15 protein-coding genes and 1 tRNA gene are annotated in these 15,482 nt (G+C 65.5%); 7 read left to right on the forward strand and 9 right to left on the reverse strand.

All coding sequences use genetic code 11. The features are described from left to right. Positions 1 to 28: 28 nt before the first annotated feature. From I4484_RS12720 to flgB, 5 genes are all read right to left on the reverse strand, one after another. Positions 29 to 784: a flagellar basal body rod protein FlgF gene (locus I4484_RS12720; protein WP_197447658.1), complete on the reverse strand. Its 756-nt coding sequence runs from the start codon at positions 782 to 784 to the stop codon at positions 29 to 31. A gap of 31 nt (positions 785 to 815) precedes the next feature. Next, a complete protein-coding gene (gene flgE / locus I4484_RS12725; protein WP_197447659.1) occupies positions 816 to 2,081 on the reverse strand; it encodes a flagellar hook protein FlgE in 1,266 nt (421 codons plus the stop codon). 68 nt (positions 2,082 to 2,149) lie between these two features. Then, positions 2,150 to 2,842: a flagellar hook assembly protein FlgD gene (gene flgD / locus I4484_RS12730; RefSeq protein ID WP_197447660.1), complete on the reverse strand. Its 693-nt coding sequence runs from the start codon at positions 2,840 to 2,842 to the stop codon at positions 2,150 to 2,152. 5 nt (positions 2,843 to 2,847) lie between these two features. Then, a complete protein-coding gene (gene flgC / locus I4484_RS12735) occupies positions 2,848 to 3,255 on the reverse strand; it encodes a flagellar basal body rod protein FlgC (RefSeq protein ID WP_197447661.1) in 408 nt (135 codons plus the stop codon). Positions 3,256 to 3,289: 34 nt separating this feature from the next. After that, complete coding sequence (flgB, locus tag I4484_RS12740) at positions 3,290 to 3,703, reverse strand: flagellar basal body rod protein FlgB (RefSeq protein ID WP_197447662.1); 414 nt, start codon at positions 3,701 to 3,703, stop codon at positions 3,290 to 3,292. A 180-nt stretch (positions 3,704 to 3,883) separates the two neighbouring features. On the opposite strand from flgB, the gene flgA reads away from it, so the two are divergent. From flgA to I4484_RS12755, 3 genes are all read left to right on the forward strand, one after another. Continuing rightward, positions 3,884 to 4,573, forward strand: coding sequence for a flagellar basal body P-ring formation chaperone FlgA (gene flgA, locus I4484_RS12745; RefSeq protein ID WP_197447663.1), 690 nt, complete (start codon positions 3,884 to 3,886; stop codon positions 4,571 to 4,573). A 136-nt stretch (positions 4,574 to 4,709) separates the two neighbouring features. After that, positions 4,710 to 4,991, forward strand: a complete 282-nt coding sequence (flgM, locus tag I4484_RS12750; protein WP_197447664.1) for a flagellar biosynthesis anti-sigma factor FlgM — start codon at positions 4,710 to 4,712, stop codon at positions 4,989 to 4,991. Further along, on the forward strand, positions 4,988 to 5,437 hold the full coding sequence (locus I4484_RS12755; RefSeq protein ID WP_197447665.1) for a flagella synthesis protein FlgN: 450 nt from the start codon (positions 4,988 to 4,990) through the stop codon (positions 5,435 to 5,437). The genes flgM and I4484_RS12755 overlap by 4 nt, the downstream gene beginning before the upstream one ends. A 146-nt stretch (positions 5,438 to 5,583) precedes the next feature. On the opposite strand, the gene I4484_RS12760 is transcribed toward I4484_RS12755, so the two are convergent. Further along, positions 5,584 to 7,581, reverse strand: coding sequence for a diguanylate cyclase (locus I4484_RS12760; RefSeq protein ID WP_197451033.1), 1,998 nt, complete (start codon positions 7,579 to 7,581; stop codon positions 5,584 to 5,586). A 284-nt stretch (positions 7,582 to 7,865) separates the two neighbouring features. On the opposite strand from I4484_RS12760, the gene I4484_RS12765 reads away from it, so the two are divergent. Then, positions 7,866 to 9,611, forward strand: a complete 1,746-nt coding sequence (locus I4484_RS12765) for a bifunctional diguanylate cyclase/phosphodiesterase (RefSeq protein ID WP_197447666.1) — start codon at positions 7,866 to 7,868, stop codon at positions 9,609 to 9,611. A 24-nt stretch (positions 9,612 to 9,635) separates the two neighbouring features. Here I4484_RS12765 and I4484_RS12770 read toward each other — a convergent pair whose 3' ends face one another. Together I4484_RS12770 and I4484_RS12775 are read right to left on the reverse strand one after the other, a co-directional pair. Continuing rightward, complete coding sequence (locus tag I4484_RS12770) at positions 9,636 to 11,045, reverse strand: amidase (RefSeq protein WP_197447667.1); 1,410 nt, start codon at positions 11,043 to 11,045, stop codon at positions 9,636 to 9,638. A 99-nt stretch (positions 11,046 to 11,144) separates the two neighbouring features. After that, positions 11,145 to 12,125 carry an SDR family oxidoreductase gene (locus I4484_RS12775; protein WP_197447668.1) on the reverse strand — a complete coding sequence of 327 codons (981 nt, stop codon included), beginning with the start codon at positions 12,123 to 12,125 and terminating at the stop codon, positions 11,145 to 11,147. A 192-nt stretch (positions 12,126 to 12,317) separates the two neighbouring features. Here I4484_RS12775 and I4484_RS12780 point away from each other — a divergent pair, with 192 nt between their 5' ends. Then, positions 12,318 to 12,557, forward strand: a complete 240-nt coding sequence (locus tag I4484_RS12780) for a hypothetical protein (RefSeq protein ID WP_197447669.1) — start codon at positions 12,318 to 12,320, stop codon at positions 12,555 to 12,557. Positions 12,558 to 12,627: 70 nt separating this feature from the next. On the opposite strand, the gene I4484_RS12785 is transcribed toward I4484_RS12780, so the two are convergent. Further along, a tRNA-Ala gene (locus I4484_RS12785) sits at positions 12,628 to 12,703 on the reverse strand. Between the two features lie 260 nt (positions 12,704 to 12,963). Between I4484_RS12785 and uvrY the strand changes: the two genes are divergently transcribed. Next, positions 12,964 to 13,611 (forward strand): UvrY/SirA/GacA family response regulator transcription factor, encoded by a 648-nt coding sequence (gene uvrY, locus I4484_RS12790; protein WP_197451034.1) that lies wholly within the window; start codon positions 12,964 to 12,966, stop codon positions 13,609 to 13,611. Positions 13,612 to 13,661: 50 nt separating this feature from the next. Beyond that, entirely contained in the window at positions 13,662 to 15,476 is a 1,815-nt protein-coding gene (uvrC, locus tag I4484_RS12795) for an excinuclease ABC subunit UvrC (RefSeq protein ID WP_197451035.1), read from the forward strand. Positions 15,477 to 15,482 lie beyond the last annotated feature (6 nt).

Genomic DNA, 15,482 nt, shown 5'->3' on the forward strand with positions numbered 1-15,482 from the left:
TGCGCGCCGTCGGCTCGTGAGCGAGCCATCAGCCTTGTATAGAGAGCAGATTGTTGGCCCGCTGGGCATTCTCGTCAGCGGTCTTGATCGCCTTCATCTGCATTTCGTAGCGCTTGGCCACGTCGATCATGGCGACCATCGCCTCCACGGCGCTGACGTTGCTGCCTTCCAGCGCACCACTGGCAAGCCGCGCTTCCTCGTCGGCCTCCAGCGCGGCGACCTCGCCCTCCGCATTCGGCGGCACGCGGAACAGGCCATCATCGCCGCGCTGCAGGCTCTGCTGCGGCGTGACCAGCTTCAACCGACCTACGTCGACCAGTGCCTCGGGGCCTTCTCCCTCACCGATGGCGCTGAGGGTCCCGTCGGCACCGATGGTGACGCTCGAGCCCAACGGCACGATGAGGGGACCGCCCTCGCCGATCACCGGCCGCCCCACCACGGTGACCAGACCGTTGCCATCCACTTGCAGGTCGCCGCGGCGGGTATAGGCTTCGCTGCCATCGTCGGCCTGCACGGCGAGCCAGGCATCACCTTCCAGCGCCACATCCAGCTCGCGCCCCGTTTGGGTGATCGGCCCCTGGCTGAAATCGCTGCCCGGCGTGGTCGCCGCGACCGATACACGGGTCGGCAACACGCCGTCGCCCTGAACCGGCACGGCACGCATGGCATGCAGTTGGGCGCGGAAGCCGCTGGTCGAGACGTTGGACAGGTTGTGGCTGACCACCGCCTGCTGATCCATGCTCTGCTTGGCCCCGCTCATGGCGGTATAGAGGATACGGTCCACGATTTCGCTCCCTTGACGCTCGAATCAGCGCTTAGCGCAGGTTGATCGCAGTCTGCAGGAGCTCGTCCTGGGTCTTGATCGTCTGCGAGTTGGCCTGGTAGGCCCGCTGCGCCACGATCATGCTGACCAGTTCACGCGCCATGTCGACGTTGGACGTCTCGACCGCCCCGGAAACGATGCTGCCCAGCAGGCCGCTACCCGGCGCGCCGACCAGTTCCTGGCCCGATTCGTTAGAAGCGCGCCAGACGTTGTCGCCGGCGGGCGTCAAGCCTTCGGGGTTACGGAAGCTGACCAGGGCGACCTGACCGGCGGGGCGCGACTGCTCGTTGGAGTAGTTGCGCATGATGGTGCCGTCTTCATTGATGGTGATACCCACCAGGGTGCCCGAGGTGTAGCCATTCTGGGTCAGGCTGCTGACGGTAGAGGTGTTGCCGAACTGGGTGGTGCCGGCCAGGTTGAGGTCGAAGGTGAGATCCTCCGGCTCGCCGCCAAGGTAGTCATTGGCGGCGAACGAGACACCCGCGATGGCGCCATTGGCATTGACGCTTCCCGCACCATTGATCAGCTTGCCGTTATTGTCGAACTGGACGGAAAATTCCGTCACGTTGCCGGCACCATCGTCCAACGTGGTACCGTCGAGCGTCATTCTCGCCGTCCAGTCGTTGGCCGCGGTCTTCTCGTAGTAGACCGTGATGTTACGCGGGTTGCCGAGCGAGTCGTAAACGGTGAAGTTATTGGAGTAGTGGTAGTCGATCATGGCCGGGTTGCCCGTCGAATCCACCGCTTCCACCGTACTCAGGTCGTCGCCGATCACCTTGCGCGCATCCAGGTTGAGCGTGGTACCGACGCGCGTGGTGGCGCTGGCATCCAGCTCTTCGGCAGAGACGTTCAGCGGCTGCGGCTGGCCGCCCACCTGTACCTGGCCGGCGGCGTTGAGGCCATAGCCCATGATCTGGAAGCCCTGAGCATTGATCAGGTTTCCGTCTGAGGTCATGGAGAGCTGACCGTTGCGCGAATAGACCACCTCGCCACTGGTATCCATGTAGCGGAAGAAGCCTTCGCCGGCTACCGCCAGGTCCAGGTTGCGGTTGGTCGATTCGACGTTACCCTCGCTGAAGTTCTGCAGCACGGCCGACACCCGCGTTCCCAGGCCGACCTTGGAGTTGGCGAACACGTCGGAGAACTGGACGTTGGAGCCCTTGAACCCCACGGTCTGGGAGTTGGCAATGTTGTTGCCGATGGTGCCCAGCTTCTGCGACTGGGAATTCAGGCCGCTCAATGCTTGTGAAAAACTCATTGCTTCGTTCCTCTGCCTACCGGCGAAAAATGCCGCTATGCGCGGTTCTCGTATTCAGTGAATGTGGGTCAAAGAATCTGCTTGACCTGGTCGAGGCCGACCTGGCCATAGACGGCGCCCAGGTCCAGCTTCACGCCACCGTTCTTGTCGGGAGGCGTCACCCCACCGACCACGGCATAGTTGAGCGTGGTGCCGTCTACCGTCTTGTCGCCGCTGGTGGCCTCGATACGAACGCGATAGGAGCCCGGAGCCGCCACCTCGCCCTCGCTGGTACGGCCATCCCAGGTGAACGACTCCACCCCCTCCTTGGCCGAGCCGATGTCGTAGCGATTGACCACCTGGCCGCTGGCATTGGTGATCACGACACGGACGTTATCGGCCGACTGGGGCAGCTCGATGCCGAACGGCGTGGTATGCGGCTCGCCCTCTTCGCCATGCTCGAGCAGCACGCGATCGCCCGGCACCAGCACGCCCTTGCCGATCAGGCCGGTGGCCTGCAGGGTCTGGCCGGCGTTCATCTGGTCGGTGATGCCCGAGAGCGTCTCGTTGAGATCCTCGATGCCGCTGACGGTGTTGATCTGCGCCAGCTGACTGGTCATCTCGTGGTTGTCCATCGGCTTGAGCGGATCCTGGTGCTGCATCTGGGCAATCAGCAGGGTCATGAAATTGTTGCGCAGGTCGGCAGACTGGCTGGCATCGCGGGCGGCCGGGCCGCCCTGGTTCATGCGCGTGACGACATTGGCATCAATGGTGTTCGACATGGCGATCAGCCCTCGCCCAGCGTGAGTGTCTTGAGCATCATCTGCTTGCTGGTGTTCATGACCTCGACGTTGGCCTGATAGGAGCGCGACGCCGAGATCATGTTGACCATTTCGTGCACCGGCTCGACGTTGGGCATCGACACGTAGCCCTCCTCATTGGCCAGCGGGTGCTCGGGGCGGTATTCCAGGCGCAGCGGCGCGGGGTCCTCGACGATGTCACGCACCCCGACGCCACCGATGCCCCGCCCGCCCTGCAGACGTGACTCGAACATGACCTGCTTGGCACGGTAGGCCTCGCCGTCCGGCCCGGCCACGCTGTCGGCGTTGGCCAGGTTGCTGGCGGTGACGTTCATGCGCTGCGACTGGGCGCTCATGGCCGAGCCGGCGATATCGAACACGGAAAACATCGACATGGTTATATCTCACTCCTCTGTCAGTTCCGGCCTGTCATTCCGGCTGCATGGCGTTCTTCAGCCCCTGGATGCGGCTGTTCATGAAGGTCAGCGCCGCCTGGTAGCGCACCGCATTGTCGGCGAACTGGGTACGCTCGCGGTCCATGTCCACGGTATTGCCATCCAGGCTCGGCTGGTCCGGAATGCGATAGAGCAGCTCATGCCGGGGCGTCGCCATGGCCTGCCCCGCCAGGTGCCGCTCGGAAGTGCGCGCCAGCGATAACCCGCCGCCTGACGACCGCCCGTGCTCGACCGCCCTCTTCAGCTCGCTGGCGAAGTCGATGTCGCGCGCCTTGTAGTTGGGCGTATCGGCGTTGGCGATATTGCTCGCCAGCACCTGGTGGCGCTGCTGGCGCAGGCCCAGCGCCTGCTGGTGGTAATTAAAGGCGGCCTCGAGCTGGTCGATCATGCCGGCACTCCCGTGCAAACCCAGTGGATGACATGCGGAACTTCTTGAGGTTGAAGAATAGCGATGCCGCTGTCATGTCAATGGCAGGAACAGGCCGGTTTTCCTCGTTCATTTCCGCTGTTTCAGTCCGTCGCCTGTCGCTAGAATCTGGCCATCACCCCTGCTGGACGACCTTGCCCGATGCGTCTGATCCGCCTCGCCCTGCTGCTGCCGCTGACGCTGGCCCTCCTGCCGCTGCCTGCGGCGGCCACGGCTGACGACACCGAACTGCTGCAAGCCGTGCATGCGTTCCTGCACGAGCAGGCAAGCACCCTAGGCGACGAACTGATCATCGAGCTGCGTCTGCCATCAGCGAGGCTGCCGGCCTGCGAATCCCCCGAGCCCTTTCTTGCCCGTCCGGGCGACGTTCCCCTCGGGCGCGTTTCCGTGGGCGTACGCTGTGGCAGTGACGGCCGGCAGGTGCGCTACCTGCAGGCCGACATCGGCGCGCTGGGGGAGTATCCGGTTCTCACCGCTCCGCTGGCGGCAGGCGAGACCGTCCGTCGCGAACACTTGGCCATGCAGTCAGGCAACCTCGCCGAGCTGCCGAACCGAACCTTGCTCGATATTGACGAGATCGTCGGCCAGGTGGCGACCCGCCCGCTCAGCCCGGAGCAGCCCCTGCAGGCTCATCAGTTCCGCAGCCTGCCGCTGGTGGAGAGAAACCAGCGCGTCGTGGTCGAGGCCAGGGGCGCGGCGTTTCGCGTCACCCGCGAAGGTCAGGCGCTGGAGCCGGGAGCCATGGGCGACCGGGTCAGGGTTCGCTTCGACAGCCGTGAAGTCGTGACCGCCGAGGTGGTCGGCGAGGGCACCCTTGTCGTAGACTTCTGACATTGCCACGCTGGCGAACCACACCGGACGAGGCAGGCGCAACGCCGTCTCGAAAACCTGCATCGAAGATCGGGCCTAAAGTTAATCCGCGCGCCGCCGATAACAGCTGAAAGCATCCGGTCATGAGGCCAATATCGTGAAGATCAACAGCCAGAACCCCCTGACTCGCCCGACGCAGACGACGCCGCGCGAGGAGACGCAGCCGGTCAAGGGCGCCACCTCGGCCAAGCAGCAGGAACCCGGTCCGTCGGCCGCCACCCACCTCAGCCAGAAGGCCGCCGACACCTCGCGCGACGTCGACATGGCGCGGGTCGAGGAGATTCGCGAAGCCATTCGCGAGGGGCGACTGGAAGTCCGTGCCGAGCGCATTGCCGATGCCCTGATCGAATCCCTGGCAGCGGAGCGCCGCGGGGAATGAGCCTGGCGAAGCTTCTTCAAGAGCAGCAGCAGCGCCTGAATGGCGTGATCGACCTGCTCCGGCACGAGCGCACCGTGCTGGCCGGCGCGCACATCGATGGCCATCTGCTCGGCGAGATCGCCGGGCTCAAGCAGTCGCTGCTGACCAAGCTGGAAACCAGCGAGACGCTGCGCCAGGGCGTGCAGCAGCGCCTGGGCTATGCCAGAGGAGCGCAAGGTGCGCGACAGGCAGCGGCCGACGCTGGCTGTGAGCACGCCTGGCTCCATACCCTGGAGCTGACCCGCGAGGCCCAGCGCCTCAATGCACTCAACGGCAAGCTGGTGGAGCTGCGCATGGAGCAGAACACCCGCCTGCTGGCGTTCATCCACCAAGCCGCCGAGAAGACCGTCTATCGCGCCAGCGGGCGCGTTGCCGCCCAATCGGGACGCATCAACGCCTCGGTCTAGGCACGGATTCGCCAGCCGCTTCCTCCCCTCGACTCGACAGTCGTCACAAGACCTCCTGCCACGACGCCTGACACCTCCTGCCACGACGCCTGACTCTGACGGCCCTCTGCGCTACACGCCCCACCGCTGCGGACGTGCCCGTGCCGCTACCACAGGCTGTTGATCAAATCGTCGTCGCAGGTCGTGATCACCACGGTATTACGCCCCTCCGCCTTGGCCTTGTAGCTCGCCTCGTCGGCACGCGCGAGCACGGTCTCGGCGGCTTCATCCCCCTCCTGCAGCGCCGTTACCCCCATGCTGAGAGTGATGCTGTACGTCTTGGCCTCGTTGGTTACGGTGACTTCGGACACGGCGCGGCGTAAGGACTCCGCGATCTCCCCTGCCTGCTTGAGCGTACAGCTGGGCAACAGGACGGCAAATTCGTCCCCACCCTGGCGGGCGACGTGATCGCTGCGGCGAACCTCCCAGGCCACTACCTGGGCAACCCGGCGCAGCATCTCGTCACCCAGGGCGTGTCCGCCCTCGTCATTGATCGGCTTGAAGTGATCGAGATCGAACAGGATCAGCACCGAGGGAGTGCCCGTCTTGGCATACTCCGCCAGCGCCTCCTCGAGACGCCGCTCGAAGCCACGCCGATTGAGCAGGCCAGTCAGGGGGTCGTGTTCGGCCTCCCAGCGCTGCAGCGCCTCCTGCTGCCGACGCTCGGTGATGTCCTTGACCATGCCCACGAAGCCCAGCGCCTGCTCATTGCCCAGCACTTGGCTGGCATGCACCTCGACCCACAGCGTGGCCCCGTTGGGGTGGAGGAAGCGAAGCTGACGCACGAAGTCGCTACCGGTCGCCAGGGTGTGACGCCACATGTCCTCGGCTCCCTGCTTGTCGGCCGGATGAATGCGCTCCCACCAATCTTTGAATCCATGAGAAGCTTCCAATCCGAGGAGTTCGAGCAGTGCCGGATTCAGGTAGTTGAGGCGGCCGTTCAGATCCGCCACGAACATGCCGATGGGCGTCGAACCGAGAACGGCGTCGAGGAACGCCTGGCGATCGCGCAGGTGCTCGAGCGCCGCCAGCCGCTCATGCTCGAGCCGGTTGAAGCTGCTGGCCACCTGACGCAGCTCATGCATATTGGTGGAGAGTTCCAGATAGCGCCTCTCTCCCGCCCCGACCTGGGCGATCTGCCGCTCGAGCCGGTGCAGGGGACGCAGCAGCCGCCTCACCAGCAGACGCATGGTGACCAGCATGACGACCGCCAGCACCAGCCAGGCCCACCAGAGCCGCCCCAGGAAGTCACCCAGAGGTTGCCGAACCTGGGCCTGAGGCACCGCCACCTTGACGACCCAGCCGGCCGGCCAGATCTGACGATACGACATGAGGGTCGGCGCCCCCCCGCTGTCCCGGGCAACCGTCTCGCCCTGCCAGCCATCCAGCGCCAGCTGTCGCGCCGGCGCATCGGCGAGATCCTCCTCGTGGGCCAGCGATGGCTGCCGACGCGGATGAAAGAGCCGTTCTCCGCTGACGGCGAATACCGACACGTAGCCATCCTCGCCCAGGCGAATCGTCTCCAGGCGGCGAAACAGCCCCCCTCGGGCGAGGTTGATCATGCCCCCGACGACACCGGCGAAATGCCCTTGCTCATCGAAGCGCGGCACCAGCATGAGCACCAGCGACTCCCCGCTTGCCCTGCCGGTGAAGGGGCGGCTGACGTAGGGCCACGGCGAGTGCCGGACCATGCGGAAATATTCGGTGTCGGCGGTTTCCAGTCCCACACGACCTGGTACGATGGGCCAATCGGCGACCACGCGGCCTTCGGCATCGGTGACCATCAGCCCTTCGAACCACTCCATTAGCACTTGGCTGTTCGCCAACCGGGACGAAAGCTCGTCGGCCTCGACTTCGCGCAGGCTACGCTCGAGCCGCTTGAGCGCACCCAGCCGGCGCTCGACCTGTCGGGTCAGGTCGTCGGCGATCAGCCGCGATTCATAGCGCAGATGCGACAGGTTGGCCTCATCGACGAGCCCCTTGCCGAACTGCCAGGCCAATACCAGAACGATGCCGACGATGACCAGCCAGGTCATGGCCAGTCCGGCAAGGAGGCGCCCCTGCAGCGAGCAGATCGAGCGGGCCAGGGACGCGATAGATGCCATCACGTGCAATGAAATCTCCTGGATGGAGGGAAATAGGGCCTGTCGGCTTCGGCTTGACAGAGTGTGCCGCCTGTTCCTGGCAGCCCCGCACGGAGGCAGGAGAAGCTAACCTTGTTATCGGCACGCCCTAAGCGAACTTGAGCCCTGTAGACGCATCAAAGCATGTTACCCAACATGACGAACGCGCTCCTCAACGCAAGGAGGCTGCCTCGCTCAAGTCCTGGCGAGACAGGACGATATAGAACCTAGATCGAACCGAATTTCACTTTACCGAAGCCGTTCCGATGACCGAAAAAGGTAACCGCCCCCCGGGCAAGCAGCTGCACGTCCTTGCCCAGCATCCGGCTCGGCTGGTGCAACACGCCTTCGAGCAGAGCCAGACCGGCCTGGTCATCACCGATGGCGATGGCAACATTTTGCTGGTCAATGACGCCTTCTGTCGCATCGCCGGCGTCGACAGCGCTGAAACGCGCGGCTGGCCGATCGAGCACTTTTACCTTTCCCGGCGCATACCTTCGCATCTGCCGGTTACCGCTGAGACCCCTCCGAACGTGACACACTCCTGGCAGCAGGAGGTGCTCTGTCGCCGAGCCGATGGGGAATCGCTGCCGGTCCTGATGACGGTCGACGCCATTCTCGACGCACACCAGCAGCCGCGCCATTTCCTGCACACCTTCGTCCAGCTCACCAGCGCCAATGGCGAATGGCTCGACGATCGCCACTGGATACATATCGACCCCATCACCGGCCTGCCCAACTGGCTGCTGCTGCGTGATCGCCTGGGCCACGCCCTGGCCCAGGCCGAACGCGCCGACACCACCCTGGCGCTGCTGTTCATCGATATCGATCGGTTCAAGGCCATCAACGACTCGCTAGGCCATACCGAGGGCGATCGCATGCTGGGCGAGCTGGCCCAGCGCCTGCAGCGCGAGGTGCGCAGCAGGGATACCCTGGCGAGGCTCGGCAGCGACCAGTTCGTGGTGCTGCTGGAAAAGGACGGCACTCCCGAATCGGCACAGCTGGTCGCAGAGCGCCTGCAGGAGGCGCTGGAGCCGCCATTCACCTCCGGCGATCGTTACCTGCTGATGACGGCGTCGATCGGCATCGCCCTCTACCCCACCGATGCGCAGGACGTCGAAACGCTGCTCACGGCGGCTCGCGGAGCCATGTTCACGGCCCGCAAGAAAGGGCCGGGGCGACTGGCCTTCGTCGACCATCGGCTGACGGCGCAACTCAAGGAGAAGCACCGGCTCGAGACGCTGCTCAGCGAAGCCATCCACATGCCGAACCAACACTTCGAGCTGCACTACCAGCCGGAGCTCGATCGGCGCAGCCTGCACTGCACCGGCCTGGAAGCCGTGCTGCGCTGGAAGCGTCCCACGCGCTGGCAGCACCCCCCGGGGCACTACCTGGACACACTCGCCCGCCTGGGGCTAGGCGTACGGCTCAACCGCTGGATGATCCAGACGGCGGTCGCCGACCATCGTCAGTGGCACGACAGCGGGTCTGACCTCGGGCGTCTTCCCGTCTCTCTCCAGCTCTGCGAATCGCACCTGGCGCAGGACACCTTCGATCATCGACCGCTGGATCTCTTCCTGCGACACCAGGAGATGAACTCCTTCGAGTGGCTGACGCTGAAGGTGCCCGCCCACGGGCTCGGCAGCGACCTGGACCGAGCCATCCACTTGCTGAAGCGGCTCGAGCGGCTCGGCATCCGCCTTGCGGTGGAGGGCTTCGGCAGGGATTCCGTCGACCTCCCCTGGCTCGCCCGTCTGCCCTTCCAGAAAGCCACCGTCGATGCCCGGCTGGTCGGCATGCATCATGACGGACGGCGCCTGGTGGAAGCGTCGTGCCGCATGCTGAACGCTCTCGACATAGAGCCAGTGATCGTCGGTATCGACGACGAAAGCCTGGCGACAGCCGTGGAAGGCGTTTCCGCACGCCTCGTGCAGGGCAACCTGTACAGCCCGGCCATGGCGGCGGCAGCGCTGTCGCCATGGCTCGAGGCACATGGGCCGGTCGAGGAGTGACGGGGCTCGAGCCGAAAGGCGCCGCTAGCGCGCCAGGTCGAGCCGCTCGGGGAAGCTGGGCGGAAAGGCGGCGAGATAGGCCTCGCTGACCCGCAGCACCCGGGCATCGTCATGCTTGCCTCCCGCCAACTGGAATCCTACCGGCAGGCCACACGGCGTGAAGCCGCAAGGTACGGATGCGGCGGGCTGCTGGCTGAGATTGAAGGGGTAGGAAAACGGCGCCCACTCCTCCCAGTCTCGCATGCCGGCATCCGGTGGTACGTCATGATGGAGGGGAAAGGGGCGCACCGCTACCGAAGGTGTCATGACCAGGTGATAACGCTGATTGAAGTGTTCGAGCCTCTCGGTCAGGCGCGCCCGTTCCTTGAGCGCATAGAACATGTCCAGCGCACTCAGCCGTTCGGCCCGCTTGGCGTCGGCCACCAGGCCGGGGTCGAGCAGCCGACGCTGCCGCTCGCCGTGCTCGCGATACACCGCCAGCGAAGCGGTGAACCACAGCGTATTGAAGATTCGGATGGGCGACTCGAAGCCCGGGTCCACCTCCTCCACCACGGCGCCGAGTTCCTCGAGCCGATGGGCTGCCTTGCGCACGCACTCGGCCACCTCGGCCTCCACCCGGGCGTAGCCCAGCGTAGGCGAGTAGGCGATGCGCATGCCCTCGAGCCCTTGGCCGAGCTCCTCCCCCCAGTCCTGGGGCTGTCCGCGCAGCGCGTAAGGGTCGCGATAGTCGTAGCGTCCTATCACGTTCAGCATCCGGGCCGCATCGGACACGGTGCGTGTCAGAGGGCCCAGGTGCGAGAGCGAGGCCTCCTTGGAACGCGGCCACTCCGGCACCCAGCCGAAGGTGGGCTTGAAGCCGAACACACCGCAGAATGACGCGGGGATGCGGATCGAGCCACCGGAATCGCCCCCCTGGTGCAGCACCCCCATGTTGAGCGCCGCCGCCACCGCCGCGCCGCCCGACGAGCCGCCCGGTGTCAGCCCGGTGTGCCACGGATTGGCCGTCGCGCCGAAGATGCGGTTGTCGGTGATGGCCTTCCAGCCGAACTCGGGCGTATTGGTCTTGCCCAGAATCACCGCGCCGGCCTCGCGCAACATGCGTGCCGGCGGGGAATCCCGCTCGCAGGGCGCAGCCGACTCCGTCAACGACCCCTTGCGCGCCGGCAGGCCAAGAGACTCGGTCAGATCCTTCAGCGAGACGGGAATGCCATCGATATCACTGAGCGGGCGCCCTTGACGCCAGCGCCGGGCCGAGGCTTCGGCAGCCGCCTGCGCCCCCTCCCTGTCGACCACCACGTAGGCGTTGACGGCGCTGTTGAAGCGGTCGATACGCTCGAGTGCGGCATTCGTTGCCTCCAAGGAAGAAGCCGTGCCGCTTGCAAAGTGCTGGCGAAGCTGCCCCGCATCCATGGTGCCGAGATCGGTGTCGCTCACAAGAACCTCCGTTTTTCCAGTGAGACCCTCCTATGATTGTGGGAAAGACCTGCCATCTTGGGCAAATGGCGCGTACCCCACGCGGTATGGCCCCAGCGGCTAGCGGCGGACCGGTCGAGCCTCCCGCTGCCTGCTCAGCAGCCATGCGCCTGCTACCGCGGCGGCGGCCGCCGATACCAGCACCGCCCGGCGCAGGCGTGGCGAACGAAAGCGACCGTCGATGCGTCGCTCCCCCCGAGGCGGTGCGAACAGGTTTCCCGACGACTCGGCCACAGGCCGCGCCCGACGCAGCGCGGCTTCGACCAGGCCGGCATTGATTCGGCTGTAGCCAGGCAGCCATTGGGCCACCGGCGCCAGCACGGCGGGCAGACCGACGTAGACACTGTGCCGCGGGCGCATGGCGAGCCCGACGATGGCTCTCGCGGTACGCCGTGGGTCGTAGACCGGCGGCACACGCGCAACGAGCCGGCCCGTATGGTTCGCCCCATCCCGGAAGCCCGGCGTGTCCATCACCGCGGGAAATACCTGGCAAACATGGATGTTCGGCCAGCGCCGCAGCTCACCGCGCAGGCTCTCGCCAAAGGCACGCAAGCCGAACTTCGCCGCGCTGTACGAAGCGGCGTACGGCTGCGGCGCCCACCCTCCCAGCGAGACGTTGTCGATCAGCGTACCGTACCCCTGCCGCTTGAAGTACGGCAGCACGGCATGGGCACCGCGCAGGCTGCCCAACAGGTCGGTCTGGATCACCTGCTCATGCGCCTCGCGAGGCACCTGCTCGAAGGCTCCCAGCGCGCCGACCCCGGCGTTGTTGACCCAGACGTCGATACGGCCTGCGGTCGCGTAGGCCTCCCTGGCGACTCGCGACATGTCGTCAGGCCGACTGACGTCGGCGACGACGATTCTCGCCTGGCCGCCCAGGCGATGGCACGCCTCGGCCACACCGTGCAGGGCCTGGCGGTCGCGGGCGACGAGAAACAGCGCAGCACCGCGACGCGCGAACTCGTGAGCAGCGGCTCGGCCAATGCCGCTCGAAGCACCGGTGAGCACGACGACCGTGTCGTGCAAGTCATGGGTACGCATCTCGACTCCTCCTCCCTGTTGGCGACGCTGCGGGCCGGTATCGACGGCGCGGCGCACCCGACACGCGTTGCCGTGCCCATAACGTAGCCGAGCAGGCCAGGAATGGCCCAGCGCATGCCGGCCATTTTGTATCCTTGCGTTTCAAGCGGCTAACCTTGGTTAATAGATACAAACGACGACAAGGAAATGAAAATGAACAAGGTATGGGTCGCTGCCGCCTGCGTGGCCGGCATCGGCGCCGGCATTTATCTACACAACGCCCGGAACCAGGCAGAACGGGTGAGCCCGGATGAGCTGACGCCGGACCAGCAGCGCTACTGCGAGCAGGTCGAACAGTGGTACCGGGAGGAGATGCTCGATGTCGCGCCCAAGTGGCGCCTCGGCCACCCCGACGAGCAGGGTACGTATACCCAGTGGTGCGCGGATAGATAGGACGCTGCGGCAGGCACACGAAAAAGCCGCCTGGCGCGATGCGCCAAGCGGCTGATTCGTAAAAGCTTGTTGGTGGAGCCTAGCGGGATCGAACCGCTGACCTCAACACTGCCAGTGTTGCGCTCTCCCAGCTGAGCTAAGGCCCCACGCGTTCCCGACCTCTCGAGAACGAGGCGTATCTTATCTACCGCGACAGAGCTCGTCAATAGGCTCGCGCCATGTCGTCCTTGCGTTGAGAGAAAGCGGGAATCGAGATGCTCGTTCAATTTCCCTTGCCTCACGAGTATGGCAAGCTTGCCTCTGGATGCCGAAGACTCGGCGATCGAGAGCCCAACCGAGCTCAAGCTCCCGCCGCGACTCCCGGTTCGTCGCCGCGAGCTCTCCCTAATGACGAGGAATGTCAGTCTTGATCAAGGTGCTCATTGTCGACGATCATCATCTGGTTCGCACCAGTCTTGCTCGCTTGCTTGAGAACGAAGAGGACATAGACGTGGTAGGCGAAGCCGCCAGCGGCGAGGAAGCCATCACCCTGTGCCGCCAACTCGAGCCCGACGTGATCCTGATGGACCTGCGCATGCCAGGCATCGGCGGCCTTGAAGCGACCCGCAAGATCATGCGCAACAACACCGACGTACGCATCCTGGCGCTGACCGGCTTCATGGAAGACAATTTCGCCCAGCGCATGCTCGACGCCGGCGCCGGCGGCTTCATCAGCAAGGATACCCAGGTACCGGACATGGTCGACGCCATCCGCAGCGTCTTCGCCGGGCATCGCTACATCAGTCCGGACATCGCCCAGCGCCTGGTGCTCTCCCGCTTCGATTCGGAGGAGAACCCCTTCGACAAGCTCTCGCAGCGCGAGCTGCAGGTGGCCATGATGATCGTCAATTGCCAGCGGGTCTCGGAGATCTCCGACCGGCTGTTCCTCAGCCCCAAGACCGTCAACACCTATCGCTACCGGATCTTCGAGAAGCTCGGCGTCGAGACCGACGTGGAACTCACCCACCTGGGACTGAAGCATGGCCTGATCGAAGGCTTCGACACCGCCAACTGACTGGGCCCTTCTGGTAACCTGTGGCTCCCATGCCAGACAGCCCGAGCGCCATGACCTTCGATTCGAGGCAGTTCCTTGCCAACCTCACACAAGCCCCCGGCATCTACCGGATGCTGGACGAGCACGGCGATACCCTCTATGTCGGCAAGGCCAAGCGGCTGAAGGCCCGCCTGGCCAGCTACTTTCGCGGCGCGCTCAACGCCAAGACCCAGGCCATGGTATCGCGCATCGCCGACGTACAGGTCACGGTGACGCGCAGCGAGATCGAGGCCCTGCTGCTCGAGCAGACCCTGATCAAGGAACTGCGTCCGCCCTACAACATCCTGCTGCGCGACGACAAGTCGTACCCCTTCGTGTTCGCCAGCGATCGTCACCCCTTCCCCGCCCTCGAGTACAAGCGTGCACGTCGGCGCCATGCTGACGGGCGCTACCTCGGCCCTTTTCCGAGCAGCGGTGCGGTGCGCGAGAGCCTCTCGCTGATGCAGAAGATCTTCCGCATACGCAACTGCGAGGACAGCGTCTTCGCTCACCGCACGCGCCCCTGCTTGCAATACCAGATCCAGCGCTGCAGCGCGCCCTGCGTCGGCCTGATCAGCGAAGCCGACTACCGGCGCGACCTGGAACACGCCATCATGTGCCTCGAAGGGCGCAGCGAACAGGTCACCCAGGAGTTGACCGAGGCCATGGAGACCGCCAGTCGCGAGCTGGCCTTCGAGGATGCCGCCCGCCTGCGCGACCAGATCCAGCACCTGCGCCAGCTCCAGCACCGTCAGTTCGTCGACACCGAAGGGGGGGATGCCGACGCCTTCGCCCTGGCCGAACGCGAAGGAGCACTGTGCATTTCGGTGCTGGCGGTACGCCAGGGGCGACTCCTCGGGGCGCGTCACCACTCGCCTGACAATGGCCTGGGCCTGGAAGCCGCCGAGCTGCTGGGAGAATTCGTCAGCCAATACTACCTGGGCCAGGGGCGCGAAATCCCCCGCGAGGTGATCAGCAGCCTGCCGCTCCCCGACGGAGACATCCTGGAAAGCGCCCTGAGCAGCCGCGCCGAGCGCCGCGTACGGGTGACCCACAAGGTGCGCGGCCACCGCGGCCAGTGGCTCGAACTGGCGCGCACCAATGCCGAGCAGCAGTTGGCCAGCCGCCTGGCCAGCCAGAGCGAACTCGAGCGCCGCTTCGACTCCCTGCAGCAGACCCTGGGGCTCGAGGAGGCCGTCGAGCGGCTCGAGTGCTTCGACATCAGCCACAGCCATGGCGAGGCAACCGTGGCCTCGTGCGTGGTGTTCGACCGCAACGGCCCGCGAAAATCGGATTATCGGCGCTTCAACATCGAGGGCGTCACGGCCGGCGACGACTATGCCGCCATGCGTCAGGCTCTGGATCGGCGCTTCCGCCGCCTCGCCGAAGGCGAAGGGGTGACGCCGGACATCCTGCTGCTGGATGGCGGCAAGGGTCAGCTCAACCTGGCCCGTGAGGTGCTGAGCGAACTGGGGCTCACCAGCATTCGCCTGCTGGGCGTGGCCAAGGGCACCACGCGCAAGGCCGGCCTCGAGACGCTGTTCCTCGAGACGGTCGACCGCACCCTCGACCTGCCGACGGCCTCGCCGGCGCTGCACCTGATCCAGCACGTGCGCGACGAGGCCCACCGTTTTGCCATCACCGGGCACCGCAACCGGCGCGACAAGGCCCGGCGCAGCTCTGCCCTCGAAGAGATCGACGGCATCGGCCCCAAACGCCGCCGGGAGCTGCTGCGCTTCTTCGGCGGGCTGCAGGGCGTCAAGCAGGCCAGCCGCGAGGAGCTCGCCCGCGTTCCCGGCATCAGTGCCACGCTGGCCGAGACGATTCATCGCTCGTTGCATGGATGATGCTGG

The sequence above is a fragment of the Halomonas sp. SS10-MC5 genome (genome assembly GCF_015992245.1).
GTDB classification, from domain to species: domain Bacteria; phylum Pseudomonadota; class Gammaproteobacteria; order Pseudomonadales; family Halomonadaceae; genus Halomonas; species Halomonas sulfidoxydans.